The organism is Flavobacterium sp. GSA192 (assembly GCF_006386525.1).
GTDB lineage: Bacteria > Bacteroidota > Bacteroidia > Flavobacteriales > Flavobacteriaceae > Flavobacterium > Flavobacterium commune.
The window spans coordinates 60,327-80,061 of record NZ_VAHC01000008.1; the positions used below are offsets into that span (position 1 = coordinate 60,327).

The 19,735-nt window shown below is 34.9% G+C and carries 16 protein-coding genes; 15 read left to right on the forward strand and 1 reads right to left on the reverse strand.

The genetic code is table 11. From position 1 onward, the window contains the following. Positions 1–308 precede the first annotated feature (308 nt). From FDM27_RS15630 to argH, 14 genes are all read left to right on the forward strand, one after another. Positions 309–1,079 (forward strand): hypothetical protein, encoded by a 771-nt coding sequence (locus FDM27_RS15630; protein ID WP_140487882.1) that lies wholly within the window; start codon positions 309–311, stop codon positions 1,077–1,079. 76 nt (positions 1,080–1,155) lie between these two features. Beyond that, positions 1,156–1,578, forward strand: a complete 423-nt coding sequence (locus FDM27_RS15635) for a GNAT family N-acetyltransferase (RefSeq protein WP_140487884.1) — start codon at positions 1,156–1,158, stop codon at positions 1,576–1,578. A gap of 504 nt (positions 1,579–2,082) precedes the next feature. Then, entirely contained in the window at positions 2,083–3,552 is a 1,470-nt protein-coding gene (locus tag FDM27_RS15640) for an MFS transporter (RefSeq protein WP_140487887.1), read from the forward strand. A 249-nt stretch (positions 3,553–3,801) separates the two neighbouring features. After that, positions 3,802–4,980 (forward strand): hypothetical protein, encoded by a 1,179-nt coding sequence (locus tag FDM27_RS15645; RefSeq protein ID WP_140487889.1) that lies wholly within the window; start codon positions 3,802–3,804, stop codon positions 4,978–4,980. A gap of 450 nt (positions 4,981–5,430) precedes the next feature. Continuing rightward, positions 5,431–6,048, forward strand: coding sequence for a GNAT family N-acetyltransferase (locus tag FDM27_RS15650; protein ID WP_071183295.1), 618 nt, complete (start codon positions 5,431–5,433; stop codon positions 6,046–6,048). An 84-nt stretch (positions 6,049–6,132) separates the two neighbouring features. Then, entirely contained in the window at positions 6,133–7,326 is a 1,194-nt protein-coding gene (locus FDM27_RS15655) for an argininosuccinate synthase (protein WP_140487891.1), read from the forward strand. A gap of 154 nt (positions 7,327–7,480) precedes the next feature. After that, the gene (gene argC / locus FDM27_RS15660) at positions 7,481–8,458 is read left to right on the forward strand and encodes an N-acetyl-gamma-glutamyl-phosphate reductase (protein WP_140487893.1); all 978 of its coding nucleotides are present in this window, start codon (positions 7,481–7,483) and stop codon (positions 8,456–8,458) included. 81 nt (positions 8,459–8,539) lie between these two features. After that, on the forward strand, positions 8,540–9,676 hold the full coding sequence (locus FDM27_RS15665; protein WP_140487895.1) for an aspartate aminotransferase family protein: 1,137 nt from the start codon (positions 8,540–8,542) through the stop codon (positions 9,674–9,676). Positions 9,677–9,827: 151 nt separating this feature from the next. Continuing rightward, complete coding sequence (locus FDM27_RS15670; protein WP_140487897.1) at positions 9,828–11,024, forward strand: glutamate-5-semialdehyde dehydrogenase; 1,197 nt, start codon at positions 9,828–9,830, stop codon at positions 11,022–11,024. A gap of 244 nt (positions 11,025–11,268) precedes the next feature. Next, positions 11,269–12,030 carry a glutamate 5-kinase gene (proB, locus tag FDM27_RS15675; protein ID WP_140487899.1) on the forward strand — a complete coding sequence of 254 codons (762 nt, stop codon included), beginning with the start codon at positions 11,269–11,271 and terminating at the stop codon, positions 12,028–12,030. A 77-nt stretch (positions 12,031–12,107) separates the two neighbouring features. Next, on the forward strand, positions 12,108–13,061 hold the full coding sequence (locus FDM27_RS15680; RefSeq protein WP_071183301.1) for an N-acetylornithine carbamoyltransferase: 954 nt from the start codon (positions 12,108–12,110) through the stop codon (positions 13,059–13,061). Beyond that, on the forward strand, positions 13,048–13,836 hold the full coding sequence (gene argB, locus FDM27_RS15685) for an acetylglutamate kinase (RefSeq protein WP_071183302.1): 789 nt from the start codon (positions 13,048–13,050) through the stop codon (positions 13,834–13,836). Before FDM27_RS15680 ends, argB begins: the two co-directional genes overlap by 14 nt. 83 nt (positions 13,837–13,919) lie before the next feature. Then, positions 13,920–14,996, forward strand: a complete 1,077-nt coding sequence (locus FDM27_RS15690; RefSeq protein WP_140487901.1) for a M20 family metallo-hydrolase — start codon at positions 13,920–13,922, stop codon at positions 14,994–14,996. 143 nt (positions 14,997–15,139) lie between these two features. Continuing rightward, positions 15,140–16,420 carry an argininosuccinate lyase gene (gene argH / locus FDM27_RS15695; protein WP_140487903.1) on the forward strand — a complete coding sequence of 427 codons (1,281 nt, stop codon included), beginning with the start codon at positions 15,140–15,142 and terminating at the stop codon, positions 16,418–16,420. A gap of 90 nt (positions 16,421–16,510) precedes the next feature. Here the strand turns inward: argH and ytxJ are convergent, their stop codons facing one another. Continuing rightward, the gene (gene ytxJ / locus FDM27_RS15700) at positions 16,511–16,900 is read right to left on the reverse strand and encodes a bacillithiol system redox-active protein YtxJ (RefSeq protein ID WP_140487905.1); all 390 of its coding nucleotides are present in this window, start codon (positions 16,898–16,900) and stop codon (positions 16,511–16,513) included. A 150-nt stretch (positions 16,901–17,050) separates the two neighbouring features. Between ytxJ and clpB the strand changes: the two genes are divergently transcribed. Continuing rightward, entirely contained in the window at positions 17,051–19,660 is a 2,610-nt protein-coding gene (clpB, locus tag FDM27_RS15705) for an ATP-dependent chaperone ClpB (RefSeq protein ID WP_140487908.1), read from the forward strand. The last annotated feature ends 75 nt before the right edge of the window (positions 19,661–19,735 follow it).

The following is a 19,735-nucleotide window of genomic DNA, read 5'->3' on the forward strand; positions in this document are numbered from 1 at the left end:
TATTGACTTTTTTCTTTTTTAGAAGCACAACTCACTGATTTTCATAAGTACTTCCCTCCTGCTGTACACTCTATCTCTTGTCTCGTCCCAAAAGACAAGACAAGAGGATACCTCCCGAAGTTTCGGGACTATCAGGGCTATTTACTTCGTTTTGTTTCCAGAAGATGTTTTGTAAAGATATTTTGATATATTTGAAAACAAATAATGTGTGATAGTTATCAAACATATACACCAATTTATAGGTGATTATATGTTATTTTGTCACAAATATAAATAGTTACCTGCAAACACTTAAATACGGCTAGCCAATGACTTATGAAGAGATAGAAAATAGTTTCGGAAATTTTGTTCAGACAATCTATAACCTATACTTTAAACCTAAAGGGTTTAAAAAATCAGGCAATAAGTTCACAAAATCAACAAGTGACCTGACTCAAGTTTTTTTCTTTGATAAGCTTCTTAAAAAAAGAAAAACAGGTTTTAGAAGCATGGTAATTCAGCCACAAATTGGTTTTCACAACGAAAGCATAGCACAAATAATCTGGCCAGACAAAACTAAATTACACATATCAAAAATCGACAATTGTTTTCTATCCTACGACCTTGGCCTATATTCCGGTACAACATTTTATGACATTGACCAAGAAAGCACTAAAGAAACAGTTGACGAATTGACAAAGCATTTTTTAGCCGAGCTAAATCGGACTCTAACCCCCATTTTTGACAACAATAAATCTCTTAGCGACATTAAATCTTCATTTTCAAAAAACTTCAAATTTGACTCAGTAGACAATATTTATCCATCAAATCAAAATCAAAATGAATTTGAAACTGCCAAGAACAGATTCTATCATGGCTTAGTTGCCTATTTATTATATTGTGGCGACAAGGCAACTGCTAAAGAATTACTTAAAGATAAATATTCTGAGGTTTCAAAACCGAGGCCTATAAGTCGTGGACGCTATGATGACACAGGAAAAATTGTAATGGAAGAAGTAATTGAGTTCTATGATTTTTGGAATGACTTACCATTTATAGACAGACTCTGCACACAGTTCGACATAAACTTGAAAAACTAAATATAACTAGACAGCGCGGATTTATAATCCGTGCCCGCAACAGTGAGCAATATCTAACCTCCAACCATTTTTCAAAATGAAAATAAAAGTAACCGACGAAATTCACCAAGAATCTCACGACAGAATTATCAAATTGCTCATTGAATATAATTTAAGTAAAACAGAAGAATTCAGAAATGAGATTAACAAGCCAATTGAAATAATTGCCAGAGATGAACGGAATGAAATTATTGGCGGACTTTATGGACGTTCAATTTGGGGAACTTTAGAAGTAAAAACTTTTGTTGTGAAACCTGAAAACAGAAATCAAGGAATTGGACGAAAATTAATTATTGAAGCAGAAAAAGAAGCTAAAAATCGGAATTGCAGATTTATAAGTTTAGACACTTTTTCATTTCAGGCACCCGGATTTTATGAAAAACTAGGATTTAAAAAGATTGGAACCGAAACTGACTTCCCAAAAGGATTTGAAAAATATTATTATCGAAAAAAAATATAAACTGAAAGCGCGGAAATATTTTCCGTGTCCGCAACAATGAACCCCACGCTGCCGCACCAATCCTTTCGTGTGGTATCTTGATTAACTATAACAGTACAAAACACACACAGAACAACTTGCTAAGATCCTTCCCTGTCAGGATAACAAGTTTGCGGTAAAAGCTCTTAAAAACTCAAATCACAAAAATCATTCTATTTTACTACTTATTCAACAACTCCCCCAAACCATTATACACAGCCAGTTCCACAGCATAAGCATTAACTGTTTATCAAATCCCAACTAGCATCTTTTATTTAAAAGAAATAAAAAACTTACACTCGATAAAAACAAAAACATGTACAATTCAGTCGAAAACATGTAATATTTATGCCTTTCGTCGAAAAACCGACATTTTACTCCAAAAAAGAAAATTAAACTTTTTGAACTGAAAAAAAATAAAAATACATTTACGCAAAACATCACTAATAAAAAAAACACTAAACTAAAAAAATCAACTAAAAAATTATGAATTCTGAAAATTTACAAACCAAATGGGGGCAATTTATTTCCCTTGTTACCGTATTTTTTTTCTGGGGATTTGTTGGTTCAGCCAATGATATTTTGATACCGGTATTTAAAAAGGTTTTTACGCTGTCGCAGGTACAATCCCAATTAGTAGCTTGGGCGTTTTATGCAGCTTATTTTGTGGGTTCTATTATCTTTTTTCTGGTTTCTCTAAAATCAGATGTGTTACAAAAATTTGGATACAAAAAAACACTGGCAGCCGGTTTAACTCTTTCTGCTTTTGGTTCATTTTTATTTGTTCCTGCCGCCACAATGGAAAGTTTTCCTTTCTTTCTAACCGCTTTATTCACCGTAGGATTGGGATTTTCGATTCAACAAATTGTAGCCAATCCATTGGCTATTAAAATGGGAAGCCCCGCAACCGGAGCGCATCGTTTAACATTAGCTGGTGGTGTCAACTCATTCGGAACCACTATTGGAGCTATTTTGTTAGGAATTGCATTATTTGGAATGGGAAGCAGCAAAGAAACAGCACTTTCATTAGAAGACATCAAACTTCCTTTTATCATCCTAGGTTGCGCATTTATTCTGGTAGCACTTTTTATGCTTTTTTCTAAAATTGAAGATCCTGCAAAAGAAGAAGAAATAAAAATAGAAGCGGGTAATAAAAAATTTGCTATTAGCGATTATCCTCAATTGTATTTAGGAATGATTGCTATTTTTATTTATGTAGGAACCGAAGTGAGCATCATCAGTAATCTTCCCGCCTTATTAAAAACTGCCGAATTTGGAAATATCTTAGAAGAATCCATCCCTCCGTTTATTGCTTTGTACTGGGGAAGTTTAATGATAGGCCGCTGGAATGGAGGGGTAAACGTATTTAATACTTCCAAACTAACCACGATGGCACTTAAATTTATTGTTCCTGCCCTTGCTTTTGGAGTTATTATAGCTACCAATATTTTTGCCGAACACGAAGTCGATGCTTTCTATATCTATCCTATTTGGATTTTAATTTTTATCCTGATTAGTTTCATTGGTGGAAAAAATGCCGGAAAAACATTAATGCTTTTTGGTATTTCAGGATTAGTAATGATGTTAATGGGATTAATTTATCCGGATAGAGAAATTGCGAAATTCTTTTTTATCTCAGGAGGATTATTCTTATCTATAATGTGGCCTTCAATTTTTGACTTAGCCATTGCAGGTTTAGGAAAAAATACCGGAAAAGCTTCTTCATTCCTGATTATGATGATCTTAGGAGGCGGGGTAATTCCGCTGGTTCAGGGAAGAATTTGCGATTTTGACCTAAGTAACCCTGAGGGAATTTTTGGGATTTCCTGGACACATTTCTCCTACATCATACCTCTTTTAGGATTTGGTTATTTAGCCTTTTATGGTTTTTATTGCCCTAAAATCCTCAAAAAACAAGGAGTTTCCCATGTGGAAACCGAAGGCGGTGCTCACTAACACACAAACCTTTTTATATTTCCGAAAGCCATCAAATTCATTTTTGATGGCTTTTTATTTGGCATAAAATTCATCAAAATTAATTCCCCAAAACCCTAAAGGGTGTAATTTCAATGAATTTTAAAGAAATTTTTCTCCGTTTAGGCACTAGGGAAAGGAAAATTTCTTTTTTTTAATAAATTTTAAGGAGCCACTTAATAATACTAAAAAATTGATTTTAAAAAAATATATTTGTTCAAAATTTTGACCATGAAAAAACACCTACCCTTACTTATCACTTTAATTTTCATAACTGCCTGTGGCGTAAAACAAACCCGCAATATGTTAACTTCAGGAAATTATGACGAAGCCATTGATAACGCCGTAAATAATTTGCGTTCGAATAAAGACAAAAAAGGAAATCAGGATTATGTATATCTTCTTGAAGAAGCTTTTTTTAAAGCCAAAGAAAGAGATTTAAACAGTTTGAACTTACTCGAGCAAGACAAAAATCCATCTAATCTGGAAAAAATTTACAATACCTATATTCAATTAGACCGTCGTCAAGAAATAATAAAACCTTTGCTTCCTTTACAACTTCTTAAAGAAGGAAAGAATGCTAAATTTTCTTTTGATAATTACAACAAACAAATCGTTGAAAGCAAAAATGCCTTGTCTAAATATTTATATGATTCTAGCAAAGCTTTACTAAAATCAACTAACAAAATGGACATTAGAAAAGCTTATGACGATTTGGAATATTTAAACCAAATTAATCCTAACTACCAAAACACCTTACAACTACAGGAAGAAGCCTTGAACAAAGGAAGATACTACGTTACCGTAGCCTTGCGCAATCAAACTAATATGGTAATTCCGGTGGATTTACAAAACGATTTACTGGATTTCAACACCCTTGGAATGAATGATAAATGGACGGTTTATCACAACAGCATTCAAAAACAAATTAAATATGATTACCAGATAGTTGTTAATTTCAAGGACATCAACATCACACCTGAGCAAATCAAAGAGAAAGAATTTGTAAAAGAAAAAATAATCAAAGACGGCCTGAAAGATCTTTTAGACAAAAACGGAAAACCGGTAAAAGACAGCCTTGGAAAAGTAATTAAAGTAGATAATTTAAAAACTATTGTGATTCGAATTAGGGAATTCAATCAGTTTAAAGCCTCTCAAATTACTGCTAATGTGGATTATATCGATTTTAAAAATAAACAGCTTTTACAATCTTTTCCACTGACTTCTGAATCTGTTTTTAAGAATGATTATGCCACTTACAAAGGCGATAAAAGAGCTACTGAAGAATCTTATTATTCTTATTTTAATCGAAAATTAGTTCCGTTTCCAAGTAATGAACAAATGATCTACAACACTGGTGAAGATTTGAAATCTAAACTGAGAGGGATTCTGGTAAAAAACAAAATTTAAAACCCTCAGAACTTTTTCAATCAAATAAAACACAACTATTTGATTTACAAATATTTGGATACAAAAACTCAAATGTTAAAATAAATTATAAAACCATGTTCAGTTTGAAAAATATGTGTACTTTTGCATCAATGAATTACAAAAGTGTACATATTACCTCATTGTCACGGATAGACAGGCCTGTTACTTCGCCCGAAGTACGGATACTTGTATAGTATCTAAATACTTCTTTGTCTAAATCAATTCATTATTTTTTATCAGTACCAAAATTGAAATTACAGCCATTATTTGTTGGATTTACATATCCTAAAAACAAAATTTTACACATTTTATATTCCTACATTTTTTCTTGTTGGTTTTATTATGTTAATTTTGCAGTCAATTTCAAAAAAGGTTCCGTATTAAAATATAATTATTTCACATTTTTTAACCCAAAATTCATCTTTTGAAATGAATATCTCTATTGTTATAGCTCAGGAAGAACATTTTAAGTATGCACAAATTATTTGTGATACTATAGAAACGTCTGCCCTATTGAGAGGAACCGGAATAGCAAAAAGAACTCCCGAATATGTCCAGAAAAAAATGGAAAACAGGGATGCCGTTATCGCATTGGATAAAAACGGTGATTTTGCAGGTTTCTGCTATATCGAAAGTTGGCAACACGGTAAGTTTGTTGCCCATTCTGGATTGATTGTACATCCTGATTTTAGAAATCTAGGTCTGGCCAAGAAAATTAAAACCTTTGTGTTTAATTATTCTTTGAAAAAATACCCTGGTGCCAAAGTTTTTGGTATCACAACCGGTTTGGCTGTAATGAAAATCAATTCTGATTTAGGATATAAACCAGTTCCTTTTTCTGAATTAACCAGCGATCCTACATTTTGGTCCGGTTGTAAAACCTGTACTAATTTTGAAATACTAAAAAGCAAAGATTATAAAATGTGTTTGTGCACGGGAATGTTATATGATCCGGCTGAGAAACCAAAAGATCCGCCTAAACATCCATTCAATGTTAGGATTTGGAACAGATTAAAAAAAATCAAGCAAGCATTGTTTTTAGAATAAGTAAAACGAATAAACTAAATTATATATAATCAGCTAAATACGAAACTTCTAAAAGAATAGTAAATAGCCCATAGATCAAGAAAAATGAAAAAAGTTGTATTAGCTTATAGTGGAGGTTTAGACACCTCATATTGCCTTAAATATTTAAAAAATGAACAAGGATATGAAGTTCACACCGTATTAATTAATACAGGAGGTTTTGATGATGCCGAATTAAAAGCTATCGAAGACAGAGCTTATGAGTTAGGAAGTGCTAAGCATGCTAACCTTACTATCTTAGATAAATATTATGACAAAGCCATTAAGTATTTAATTTACGGTAATGTTTTAAAAAACAATACCTACCCATTATCAGTAAGTGCTGAACGTGTTTTTCAGGCAATCGAAGCTATAAAATATGCTAAATCTGTTGGTGCTACAGCTATCGCTCACGGAAGTACAGGTGCAGGAAATGACCAGATTCGTTTTGATTTAATTTTCCAAACCATCGCTCCCGAAATTGAAATCATCACTCCTATCCGTGACTTGAAATTATCAAGACAGGAAGAGGTGGATTATTTGATTAAAAACGGAGTACACTATTCTTGGGAAAAAGCACAATATTCTATCAACAAAGGACTTTGGGGAACAAGTGTTGGAGGAAAAGAAACTTTAACTTCTAAAGAGCCGCTTCCAAGTGAAGCTTACCCTTCTCAATTAGAAAAAGAAGGTGAAGAAAAAGTAACATTGGAATTCAAAAAAGGAGAATTAGTTGCTATCAACGGAGTTGCTGACAAACCTTCAAACAATATTGTAGCTTTAGAAAAATTAGCTAACGCTTATGCCATTGGTAGAGATATTCACGTAGGTGACACTATCATCGGAATCAAAGGAAGAGTTGGTTTTGAAGCTGCTGCTCCACTTATTATCATCAAAGCACACCATTTATTAGAGAAACACACCTTAGGTAAATGGCAACAATACTGGAAAGAACAATTAGGAAACTGGTACGGAATGTTATTCCACGAAGGGCAATTTTTAGATCCTGTAATGAGAAACATTGAGACTTTCTTAGAAGACACTCAAAAAACAGTAAACGGAAAAGTATTTGTTTCATTGAAACCGTACCACTTCTCATTAGATGGTATCGAATCTGAAAACGACTTGATGAATACTGGTTTTGGTCAATACGGGGAAATGAACAATGCTTGGACATCAGAAGATGCTAAAGGATTTATCAAAATCTTAGGTAACGCTCAAAACATTTTCTCTTCAGTAAATAAAGAGACTTACGAATAAGCTTTTCTTTAATAAGAAACGCTAAAACAAAATTTCAACCATTAAGAAATCAAGGAACATTTAGTTAAAAATCTTAATGAAACTTAATTTCTTAATGGTTCATTTAATTCAGACTGAATTGTTCAAACAATAAAGTCTAAAAAAATAAAAAACTATGATTAAAGTTGGAATAATTGGTGGATCAGGATATACAGCAGGAGAATTAATCAGAATCCTGATGTTTCACCCGAATGCCAAATTAGATTTTGTTTACAGTACCACCAATGCAGGAAAACCATTATCAATCGCTCACCAGGATATTTTGGGTGATATTGAAATGAATTTTACTGACACTATCAATCCTGATGTGGATGTTGTTTTCTTGTGTTTAGGACACGGAAAATCAATTGCGTTTTTAGAAAACAATAAGTTCTCTGATAGCACAAAAATCATCGACTTAGGAAATGATTTCCGTTTAACAAAAGACAAAGATTTCAACGGAAAATCATTCGTTTATGGCTTACCTGAATTAAACAAAAACGACATTAAATCTGCCGATTATATTGCTAACCCGGGTTGTTTTGCAACCGCTATTCAATTGGCTTTATTACCATTGGCTGCTGAAGGAGCATTAACTGAAGATGTTCACATCAATGCTACAACAGGAAGTACTGGTGCCGGTGTAGGATTGGCTGCTACTTCTCATTTTAGCTGGAGAAACAACAACTTTTCTCACTACAAAGCATTTGAACACCAACATTTAGGTGAGATTAATCAAAGTATTAAACAATTGCAAGCTTCTTTTAATGATGAATTGATTTTCATTCCAAACAGAGGAGATTTCCCAAGAGGAATTTTTGCAACCTTATACACAAAATCAGAAGAGAGTTTAGAGAATTTAGTTGCTAAATACGAAGCTTTCTACGCTGATCAGCCATTTGTAACGGTGACAACTACTAACATCAATATGAAACAAGTAGTCCAAACCAACAAATGTATCATTAGTTTAATGAAAAAAGGAAACCGGGTTTTAATAACATCAACTATTGATAATTTATTAAAAGGTGCCTCTGGTCAGGCCGTTCAAAACATGAATTTAATGTTTGGATTGGAAGAAACTACAGGATTACACCTTAAACCATGTGGATTCTAAAAAAAGTTGATTTGGTAAATCGGTTATTTGTTTAATCGAATAACCAAATCAACAAATAAAAAATTAAACAACAAAAAAAAAATGAACTTATTTGACGTTTACCCATTATATCCTATTACGCCTGTTAAAGCAGTTGATTGCACTATTTACGACGAAAAAGGAACAGAATATTTAGATTTATACTCTGGACACGGAGTAATTTCAATTGGTCACACCCAACCGGATTATGTGGCTAAAGTAAAAGAACAATTGGATAATTTGAGTTTTTACTCGAATGCGATTCAAAATCCTTTACAAGTAGAATTGGCTGAAAAATTAGGAAAAGCTTCCGGCTTAACTGATTTTAGCTTGTTCTTATGCAGTTCAGGAGCTGAAGCAAATGAAAATGCATTGAAATTAGCTTCTTTCCATACTGAAAAATCAAGAGTAATTGCTTTTGATAATTCTTTCCACGGAAGAACTTCGGCTGCTGTTGCTGTAACTGACAACAAGAAAATTGTTGCTCCTTTGAATGCGCAACAAGCAGTTACTTTCCTGCCTTTGAACCAAATTGAATTGGTTGAAGCGGAATTACAAAAAGGAGATGTATGTGCGGTGATTATCGAGCCAATTCAAGGGGTTGGTGGTTTAGATCAGGGAACAACAGAATTCTTCCAGGCTTTAGAAAAAGCTTGTCAGGCTAATGAAGTGATTTTGATTTTGGACGAAGTACAATCAGGTTACGGAAGAAGCGGAAAATTCTTTGCTTTCCAACACCACGGAATCCATCCGGATATCGTAACTACTGCAAAAGGTATGGGGAACGGTTTCCCAATTGGAGGGGTTTTGATTTCGCCTAAATTCCAGGCAAGCTACGGATTGCTAGGAACTACTTTTGGTGGAAGTCATTTAGCTTGTGCAGCAGGAATTGCAGTATTAGATGTGATGGCAGACAAAAACTTAATCGAAAACACCAACAAAGTATCAGCATACTTTATGGAAGCGATTAAAGTAATTCCTGAAATCAAAAAAGTAAAAGGAAGAGGATTGATGTTAGGAGTTGAATTTGACTTTGACGTGAGTGCTTTGAGAAAGAAAATGATTATTGAAAAATATATTTTCACAGGTGGATCTAACAATAAAAACTTATTGAGAATCCTTCCTCCGCTAACGATTACAACGGATGCTATTGACACATTTATCAAAGCTTTACAGGAATCATTAGCTGAATTAAAATAATAATTAAAACATTTAGAATATAGATTTTTTTACCATATAAAACATATAAGAACAGATAAGTTCTTGTTCCAATTAGCTTAAATGAGCTTATATGTCTTATATGGTTGAATTTTTTAATTTATATTTTGTTTAAAATAATTAAATCATAAAAATGAGTACATTATTATCCATAGAAAAAAGAAACGCTGTATTGACAAAAATGGCGGCTCTTTTAGAACAAGAAAGAGAAGCTTTAAAAGCCATCAACCAGCAGGATTTAACCAATTATAACGGTGAAGATTTAGCTATGGAAAAACGTTTGCTTGTAGATGATGCTAAGGTAGACGGAATGATTCTTTCGGTAAAACAATTAGCCGGTCAGGAAGATCCTGTGGGACAGGTTCGTTATGAGTTTACTCATGACAACGGAATGAGAATCAGCAACAAAACGGCTGCTTTTGGAACGATTTTGATTATTTACGAATCGCGTCCGGACGTAACTGTGGAAGCGGGTGGAATTGCCTTTAAATCAGGAAACAAAATTTTATTAAAAGGTGGTAAAGAATCTTTACTTTCTAATCAAAAGATTGTAAGTCTTTGGCATCAGGCACTGGAAGAAAACGGAGTAAGCACGGACTGGGTGGAATATTTAAATTATGATCGTGTTCAAACTCAGGCTTTCTTAGAAAAACCAACACAAAGAGTGGATTTAATTGTACCACGTGGTGGTGAAAAACTAATTGAGTTTACTAAAAAATACGCTACTTGTCCGGTAATTGTAAGTGGTCGCGGCAACAACTTTCTTTACATCAACAAAGAAGCCAATTTGAAAAAAGCCCTTGATATCATCATCAACGGAAAAACAACAAACATTGGTGTCTGCAATGCTTTAGACAAAGTTTTGATTGATACTAAATTACCTAATTGGGAAACTTTTGGTAAACAATTGGTTGAAGAATTAAAAAAATATAACGTTGAAATTTTAGGTGATACCGCTTTCGCAAATGCGACTCAGATACCTGCAATTGAAAATGAAGAAATTTGGTACGAAGAGTTTTTGAATTATAAAATTGTAGTTGGAGTCGTAAATTCAGACGAAGAAGCGATTGCAAAAATCAACAAATATTGTGGTGGACATTCTGCTTCAATAATTACACAAAATAATGCCGTTGCTCAGCAATTTATGGACAATATTGATTCGGCAGCAGTATATCAAAACGCTTCTACCCGTTTTACTGATGGAGGACAATTCGGTTTAGGTGGGGAATTAGCCATCAGTACCGATAAATTGCACCAACGTGGACCAATTGGTTTACAGCATTTGGTAACCAATAAATGGTATATTTACGGAGACGGACAAGTTAGATAGCAGAAGGCAGATTTCAGTTTGCAGTAATCCGTTGTCAGTTCGAGCGAAGTCGAGAACAAAAATGATTTAAGATTTTTGATTACAGATTTAAAACCCAAACTGTAAAAAATATAAACATGACTTTGTGAACTTTTTCACAAAGTAAAAGAATAAAAAACTTTGTGCACTTTGCGATTACTTAGTGTCCCCTGCCTGTCGGCAGACAGGTTTGTGGTTAAAAAAAGCCCTTTGCGGTTAAAAAAACATGGCAAAAAAAAGAATTTTATTAAAATTAGGAAGCAATACGCTAACCAAAGAAACCAATCATATTTCGAGAGGAAAGATTGAAGACATTGGTATGCAAATAGCCGCCTTAAACGATGAATACGAATTTATCATTGTGAGTTCAGGTGCTATTGCTGCAGCGAAACAATTTGTTAAGTTAGACAATAACGACAAAGATGTTTTTGTAAAACAAGCTTTGGCTTCTATAGGTCAGCCACACTTGATGCGGATTTACAATGAAAACTTCAAGGATTTAGGCTTAAATACTTCTCAGTGTTTGCTTTCTTATTCTGATTTCGAAAAAGAACAAACCAGAAAAAACATCGTAAATACCATCAACGTATTAGTTAAAAACAATTACATCCCAATTATCAACGAAAACGATACGGTAGCCACGGATGAAATTAAATTTGGCGACAACGATAAATTAGCCGCTTTGGCCGCTGTTTTATTAAAAGTAGATATTTTGATTATTGCCACCAATACCGACGGTTTTTACACCAAAGAATCGATGGATAAAGGAACTCCTGAAACCATACTTTCAGTAAAAGAGTTGAAGGACTTGGAAAAAGAAATTGGAGATTCTAAATCGTCACACGGAACTGGCGGAATGCAATCAAAAATAGAAGCCGTAGCCATCGCAAAAGAAGCTAATATTGAAACCTGGATTATCAATGGTTTGAAAGATAATTTTATCTTGAATGCCTTGAAGAATGAAATTGCATTTACAAAGATTGTTTAGATAGGAACACATATAATGCGGATTCGCTATCGTGAATCCGTTTAATCAGCTTACAAAAAACATATAAATAAAGAACAATGAACTTTATATCCATACAAAACATCGATTCACTTGACAAATGGGTGAAACAAGCGTTAAAAATCAAAAAAAATCCGCTTAAGAATAAAAAACTGGGAAAAAACAAAACCTTAGGGATGTTGTTTTTCAACTCTAGTTTGAGAACCCGTTTGAGTACGCAAAAAGCGGCTATGAATTTGGGAATGAACGTGATTGTAATGAATTTTAACAGCGAAGGCTGGACTTTGGAATTCCAGGATGGAGTTGTTATGGATCAAGGTTCATCGGAACACATCAAGGAAGCCGCAGCAGTTGTTTCTCAATATTGCGATATCATCGCGATTAGAGCTTTTGCAGGATTGGTTGATAAAGAAAAAGACAATGCCGAAACCGTAATTTCCGGTTTCTTAAAATATGCTTCTGTACCGGTTGTAAACATGGAAAGTGCTACGGGACACCCAATGCAATCCCTTGCCGACGCAATTACAATGGCAGAACACAAAACCAAACACAGAGCAAAAGTAGTTTTAACCTGGGCTCCACATCCTAGAGCTTTGCCTCAGGCTGTTCCAAACTCTTTTGTAGAAATGATGCAAAAGCAGGAAAATATGGATTTTGTAATTACGCATCCTGAAGGCTACGAATTGAATCCGGAAATCACCAAAGATTCCAAAATCGAATACGATCAAAATAAGGCTTTCGAAAATGCTGATTTTATCTATGCTAAAAACTGGAGTAATTATAAAGAATACGGAAAAATTACTAATTCTGACCCAAATTGGACCGTTACTGCTGAGAAAATGGCTTTAACTAATAATGCTAAATTCATGCACTGTTTGCCTGTTAGAAGAAATGTAATTGTTACTGACGAAGTAATTGACAGCGAAAATTCTGTTGTCATCGAACAAGCAAATAACAGAACCTATTCTGCTCAATTAGTTTTGCAAAAAATATTGGAAAATGGAAAAAAGTAAGCAATCCTTATCCATCATAAAAATTGGTGGAAACATCATAGATAATCCAACGGAATTAGCTCATTTTTTAGCAGATTTTTCTAAGATTGAAGGAAATAAAATTTTGGTTCACGGTGGCGGAAAATCGGCTACTAAAATGGCGCAAAGTATTGGTTTAGTTCCTCAGATGATTGACGGACGAAGAATTACCGATAAACCTATGCTTGACGTAGTGGTGATGATTTATGCCGGAGAAATCAACAAAAATGTTGTTGCTCAATTACAGGCTCATAACACCAATGCAATGGGATTTTCAGGAGCTGACGGGAATTTAATTCAATCTACTAAAAGAGACCATCCAACGATTGATTACGGTTTTGTAGGCGATGTTCAAAAAGTGAATACTCCTTTATTGGAAACCTTAATCAATAGCGGAATTGTTCCTGTTTTCTGTGCTATTACACACGATAAAAACGGACAATTATTAAACACTAATGCCGATACAATTGCGAGCGAATTAGCCATAGCAGCATCGGAAGTTTTTGAAGTAACCTTGAACTATTGTTTCGAAAAAGCGGGAGTTTTAACCGATGTTGAAGATGAAAATTCGGTTATTCGCCAAATCAATTCTGCTCTTTATTCGCAATTAAAAGAAGAAGGAGCCATTCATTCGGGAATGATTCCTAAATTGGATAACTGTTTCAATAGTTTGTCTAAAGGAGTTCAAAAAATTAAAATTGGCCATCACAGAATGTTGAAAAACTCAGAGGCAATTTGTACGAGTATAGAATTATAATTAATTTGCCACAAAGACGCCAAGACACAAAGAAATAATTTAAAACTTTGCGACTTTGTCTCTTCGTAGCAAAAAAATAAAATATGAAAAACATAGAAACTCTTATACAAGAAGCCATTGCGTTATTAAAATCACTGATTCAGACGCCTTCATTTTCGAGTGAAGAAGAGCAAACAGCACTTTTAATCGAAAATTGGTTTACTCAGAATAACATTCCTTTCGAAAGAGAAAACAATAATGTTTGGGCTTACAATAAACATTTTGATAAATCCAAACCGACACTTTTACTCAATTCGCACCACGATACTGTGAGACCAAACCAGGGTTATACTAACGATCCATTTGAAGCAAAAGTAGAAGACGGAAAATTATTTGGTCTGGGAAGTAACGATGCCGGAGGATGTTTAGTTTCGCTAATTGCCACATTTACTCATTTTTATGCCAATGAAAACCTGCCTTACAATATTGTAGTTGCAGCTACCGCAGAGGAAGAAAGCAGCGGAAAAAATGGTTTGAATAGTATTCTAAAACATTTACCGGAACTGGAATGTGCCATTGTTGGTGAACCAACCTTAATGCAATTAGCCGTAGCCGAAAAAGGATTATTGGTATTAGATGTGGTTGTTAAAGGGACGGCAAGTCACGCTGCACACAACAATCCTGACAATCCTATTTACAATGCCATGCCGGTAATTGAATGGTTTAAAAGCTATCAATTTGAGAAAATATCTGAGGTTTTAGGACCTGTAAAAATGACTGTAACCCAGGTTACCGCCGGAAAGCAACACAATGTTGTTCCTGCTGAATGTCATTTGGTTGTCGATATTCGTGTGAATGATTGCTACAACAATACCGAAATTTTAGACACAGTAAGAGCAAACGTAGCTGCCGAAGTAACACCTCGTTCGATGCACTTGAACGCTTCATCAATTCCTGTTTCACACGGATTGGTACAAGCAGGTATCGCTTTGGGAAGAACCACTTATGGCTCGCCTACCCTTTCGGATCAATCGGTTTTATATTGCAAATCTTTAAAACTGGGGCCAGGAGAAAGCTTACGCTCACACTCGGCTGACGAATTTATATATGTAAACGAAATAGAAGAAGGAATCGAATTGTATATCAAAATACTAAGTGATTTTTTTAATAATATTAAGTAGCTAATCCCGCTATTCGCTACAATCTTTTATTTTTTAAAGAAAAAAATAAAAGGATTTTCGCTGCTATCGGGGCTAAAAAATAAAAACTTTGCGAATCTCTGAGTGTTCTCAGTGTATCTCTGCAAAACAAAAAAAACTGAATTATGAAACTTTGGGAAAAAGGAATACCAACAGATAAACAAATCGACTTTTTTACTGTTGGAAACGATCGTGAATTAGATTTGATTTTAGCCAAACATGATGTTACAGGAAATATAGCTCAGGCAAAAATGCTTGCTAAAATAGGCTTGATTACCAATCAGGAATGTGAAGATTTATTGGGTGCATTGGCAGAAATCCAGGAAGACATCAAAGCAGGAAATTTTACTATCGAAGATTCATTTGAAGACGTACATTCAAAAGTTGAATATTTACTTACCCAAAAAGTAGGCGATGCCGGAAAAAAAATCCATACTGCCCGTTCTCGTAATGATCAGGTTTTAGTTGATATGAACCTGTACTTAAAAGAAGAAGTGCTACAATTAAAACAACAAGTAAAATCACTTTTTGATTTATTAATGGCTTCTGCCGAAAAATACCAAAACGTGTTATTACCAGGCTATACGCATTTACAAATTGCAATGCCAAGTTCATTTGGAATGTGGTTTTCTGCTTATGCTGAAAGTTTAATAGACGATATGAGTATGCTTAATGCTGCTTTAAAAGTAGTAGATCAAAACCCGTTGGGTTCTGCTGCAGGATATGGTAGCTCCTTCCCTATTGACAGAACTTTTACCACTCAGGAAATGGGTTTTAGCACTTTAAAATACAATTCGGTTGCGGCACAAATGAGTCGTGGAAAATCTGAGAAAACAGTTTCTTTTGCAATGGCAAGTGTAGCGGGTACGCTTTCAAAATTTGCTTATGACGTTTGTTTATATATGAGCCAGAATTTTGATTTTATTGGTTTACCGGCAAATCTGACTACAGGATCCAGCATTATGCCTCATAAAAAAAATCCTGATGTATTTGAGTTAATTCGTGGAAAATGCAACAAGATTCAGTCATTACCATATGAATTAACCTTAATTACCAATAACCTACCAAGTGGTTACCACAGAGATTTACAACTTTTAAAAGAAGGTGTTTTCCCTGCGATTCAAAACTTAAAAGCCTGTTTGGATATTGCTATTTTCTCCATTCCGGATATTAAAGTAAAAGAAAATATTTTAGAGGATAAAAAATACGATTATCTATTTACTGTAGATACTTTGAACGAAATGGTTTCGGCTGGAATCCCATTTAGAGATGCCTACAAAGAAGTAGCTTTGCAAATTGAAGCCGGAAATTACAAATCACCAAAAGCAACAAAACATTCACACGAAGGAAGTATCAATAATCTTTGCTTGAATGAGATTAAAGAAAAAATGAATCTGGCTTATTAAAAGAGAGATTTATTCAAATAAAAAAGCCACGAATTCACGAATTAACACATTATAATTCGTGAATTCGTGGCTTTTAATTTAATTATATTGTTACAACTTATCACTCAAATCTCCTGCATCAATATCCGAATGTGAAGCATCATAAACTGATTTTCCATCCTTAATCAAAAGAATTTGTGGTGACTCGTGATACACATTAAAACGATTAGCTATTTCATTCGAAATTTCGCGATACGTAATTAAATCTAAAAAGTACGGTGTAATCTTATCCTGCAAGTCAAACTCGTTTTCAAACTGTTTTAACGCCATTCTGCTGACACTGCAACGGGTGCTGTGTTTAAAAATCACCGCCGGTTTCTCATTCGAATTAAAAATAATTTCACCTAACTGATCCACATCTGTTAGCAATTCCCAATTTATTTTGCTTTCCTGTTGTTTTGGAGTTTCCTCACTCCCAAAGAAATTTTTTAAAAAACTCATATTTTGACTTATTTTCTGACTTTTTGACATTTAAAACTGATAAAAATCATTCTTTTTGTGTCTTTTTGTCCGTAATTTTACTATGGAATATAATTTGTCCCAACTCCTGCAAAGTTAAGTAATTAGTTTTAACCAAATCTATAAAACAAAATGAACATCAATAAATTTACAATTAAATCGCAGGAAGCCATTCAGCTTTCGCAACAGTTGGCTCAAAGCAATGGTCAACAACAAATAGAAAACGAACACATTTTCAAAGCTATTTTTGAAGTAGATGAAAATGTAGCACCTTTTATTTTGAAAAAACTCAATGTCAATGTGCCTTTATTTTTGCAAATTTTGGATAGCACCATTCAAAGTTTTCCTAAAGTTTCGGGTGGAGACATCATGCTTTCCAGAGAAGCCAATAAAACGTTGAACGAAGCCGAAATAATTGCGCAAAAAATGAACGATGAATACGTTTCTATCGAACATTTAATCTTAGCTATTTTTGCTTCCAAATCTAAAGTAGCACAGATTCTAAAAGATCAGGGCGTTACCGAAAAAGGATTGAAAGCAACAATCGAAGAATTGCGTAAAGGCGAAAGAGTAACCTCAGCATCAGCCGAAGAAACCTATAATTCCTTGAACAAATACGCTAAAAACCTCAACGAATTAGCCCGTAGCGGTAAACTGGATCCCGTTATTGGCCGTGATGAAGAAATTCGACGTGTATTACAAATTTTAACCCGACGCACAAAAAACAACCCAATGCTGGTGGGAGAACCTGGTGTGGGTAAAACCGCCATTGCCGAAGGATTAGCACACCGAATTGTTGATGGTGATGTTCCTGAAAACCTAAAGGAAAAAATTGTGTATTCGCTTGACATGGGAGCTTTGATTGCGGGTGCTAAATACAAAGGAGAATTTGAAGAACGCTTGAAATCAGTGGTGAAAGAAGTAACTTCTGCCGAAGGAGATATTGTACTTTTCATTGACGAAATCCACACGCTCGTTGGTGCCGGAGGTGGTGAAGGTGCGATGGATGCGGCTAATATCCTGAAACCTGCTTTAGCACGTGGAGAACTGCGTGCTATTGGGGCAACCACCTTGGACGAATACCAAAAATATTTTGAAAAAGACAAAGCCTTAGAAAGACGTTTTCAAAAAGTAATGATTGAAGAACCCGATACCGAAAGTGCCATTTCGATTCTGCGTGGTATTAAAGAAAAATATGAAACCCATCATCAGGTACAAATTAAAGACGAGGCAATTATTGCGGCTGTGGAATTATCGCAACGTTATATTACCAACCGTTTTTTACCAGATAAAGCCATCGACTTAATGGACGAGGCAGCTTCTAAAATCCGAATGGAAATCAATTCAAAACCTGAAGAACTGGATGTTTTGGATCGAAAAGTAATGCAATTAGAAATCGAAATTGAAGCCATCAAACGGGAGAACGATGAAAGCAAACTCAAAATTTTAGGAATGGAATTAGCCAACCTAAAAGAAGAGCGCAACAAGATTTTTGCCAAATGGAAATCAGAAAAAGATATTGTAGAAAACATACAGGCGGTTAAAAAAGAAATTGAAGATTTTAAATACGAAGCCGAACGTGCCGAACGTGACGGTGATTACGGAAAAGTAGCCGAAATAAGATACGGAAAAATCAAAGAAGCTCAAGAGCGTCTGGAAACTTTTGGTAAAGAATTACAAGAAAACCAATCCGGTGGAAGTTCTTTGATAAAAGAAGAAGTTACCCGGGAAGACATTGCCGAAGTGGTGGCCAAATGGACCGGAATTCCGATTGTGAAAATGCTTCAGGGAGAAAGAGAAAAACTCCTGCATCTGGAAGAAGAATTACACCGTCGTGTGGTAGGTCAGGAAGAAGCCATTGAAGCTGTGAGTGATGCTGTACGCCGAAGCCGTGCCGGATTGCAGGACATGAAAAAACCTGTGGGTACCTTTTTGTTCCTGGGTACAACTGGTGTAGGTAAAACGGAATTGGCCAAAGCTCTGGCAGAATATTTATTTGACGATGAAAATGCCATGACACGTATTGATATGAGTGAGTACCAAGAACGCCATGCCGTAAGCCGATTAGTAGGTGCGCCTCCGGGATATGTAGGCTATGACGAAGGCGGACAATTAACCGAAGCGGTTCGTAGAAAACCCTATTCTGTTATTCTGTTGGATGAAATTGAAAAAGCACATCCCGATACCTTCAACATCTTATTACAAGTGTTGGACGAAGGACGTTTGACAGACAACAAAGGACGTTTGGCCGATTTTAAAAACTCGATTATCATTATGACTTCTAATATGGGAAGCCAGATTATTCAGGAGAAATTTGAAAATCTAAAAGGTGGTCTTGAAGCCGCAACCGAAGCTGCCAAAGTAGAAGTTTTAGGCTTATTGAAACAAACCGTTCGCCCCGAATTCATCAACCGTATTGACGAAATCGTGATGTTTACGCCGTTGAGCAATGCTAATATTGCGCAAATTGTAGGTTTACAACTGAAATCGGTTACTAAAATGCTGGCACAACAAGGCATCACTATGGACGCCACTCCGCAAGCTATCGATTATTTATCCGAAAAAGGATTTGACCCGCAGTTTGGTGCCCGACCAGTAAAACGTGTGATTCAAAGAGAGGTTTTGAACCAGCTGTCTAAAGAAATTCTGGCTGGAAAAATCACTACCGATAGCATTATCCTTTTGGACGCTTTTGACGGTCAATTGGTTTTCAGGAATCAAAGTGAAACAGAAGAAGTTTAAGTATTAGTCATTGCTTCGTTCCGATAGTTATTGAAACGAAGCAATCTCAATAAATCATTAACCCTGTCAAAGTTT

Excerpts from the sequence above, each read along its gene's own strand:
- FDM27_RS15650 (WP_071183295.1), top strand. The coding sequence starts at position 5,431 with ATGAATATCTCTATTGTTATAGCTCAGGAAGAACATTTTAAGTATGCA.
- FDM27_RS15640 (WP_140487887.1), top strand. The coding sequence starts at position 2,083 with ATGAATTCTGAAAATTTACAAACCAAATGGGGGCAATTTATTTCCCTT.
- proB (WP_140487899.1), top strand. The coding sequence starts at position 11,269 with ATGGCAAAAAAAAGAATTTTATTAAAATTAGGAAGCAATACGCTAACC.
- FDM27_RS15670 (WP_140487897.1), top strand. The coding sequence starts at position 9,828 with ATGAGTACATTATTATCCATAGAAAAAAGAAACGCTGTATTGACAAAA.
- FDM27_RS15680 (WP_071183301.1), top strand. The coding sequence starts at position 12,108 with ATGAACTTTATATCCATACAAAACATCGATTCACTTGACAAATGGGTG.
- FDM27_RS15665 (WP_140487895.1), top strand. The coding sequence starts at position 8,540 with ATGAACTTATTTGACGTTTACCCATTATATCCTATTACGCCTGTTAAA.
- FDM27_RS15635 (WP_140487884.1), top strand. The coding sequence starts at position 1,156 with ATGAAAATAAAAGTAACCGACGAAATTCACCAAGAATCTCACGACAGA.
- FDM27_RS15690 (WP_140487901.1), top strand. The coding sequence starts at position 13,920 with ATGAAAAACATAGAAACTCTTATACAAGAAGCCATTGCGTTATTAAAA.
- argC (WP_140487893.1), top strand. The coding sequence starts at position 7,481 with ATGATTAAAGTTGGAATAATTGGTGGATCAGGATATACAGCAGGAGAA.
- argB (WP_071183302.1), top strand. The coding sequence starts at position 13,048 with ATGGAAAAAAGTAAGCAATCCTTATCCATCATAAAAATTGGTGGAAAC.
- clpB (WP_140487908.1), top strand. The coding sequence starts at position 17,051 with ATGAACATCAATAAATTTACAATTAAATCGCAGGAAGCCATTCAGCTT.
- FDM27_RS15645 (WP_140487889.1), top strand. The coding sequence starts at position 3,802 with ATGAAAAAACACCTACCCTTACTTATCACTTTAATTTTCATAACTGCC.
- argH (WP_140487903.1), top strand. The coding sequence starts at position 15,140 with ATGAAACTTTGGGAAAAAGGAATACCAACAGATAAACAAATCGACTTT.
- FDM27_RS15655 (WP_140487891.1), top strand. The coding sequence starts at position 6,133 with ATGAAAAAAGTTGTATTAGCTTATAGTGGAGGTTTAGACACCTCATAT.
- FDM27_RS15630 (WP_140487882.1), top strand. The coding sequence starts at position 309 with ATGACTTATGAAGAGATAGAAAATAGTTTCGGAAATTTTGTTCAGACA.
- ytxJ (WP_140487905.1), bottom strand. The coding sequence starts at position 16,900 with ATGAGTTTTTTAAAAAATTTCTTTGGGAGTGAGGAAACTCCAAAACAA.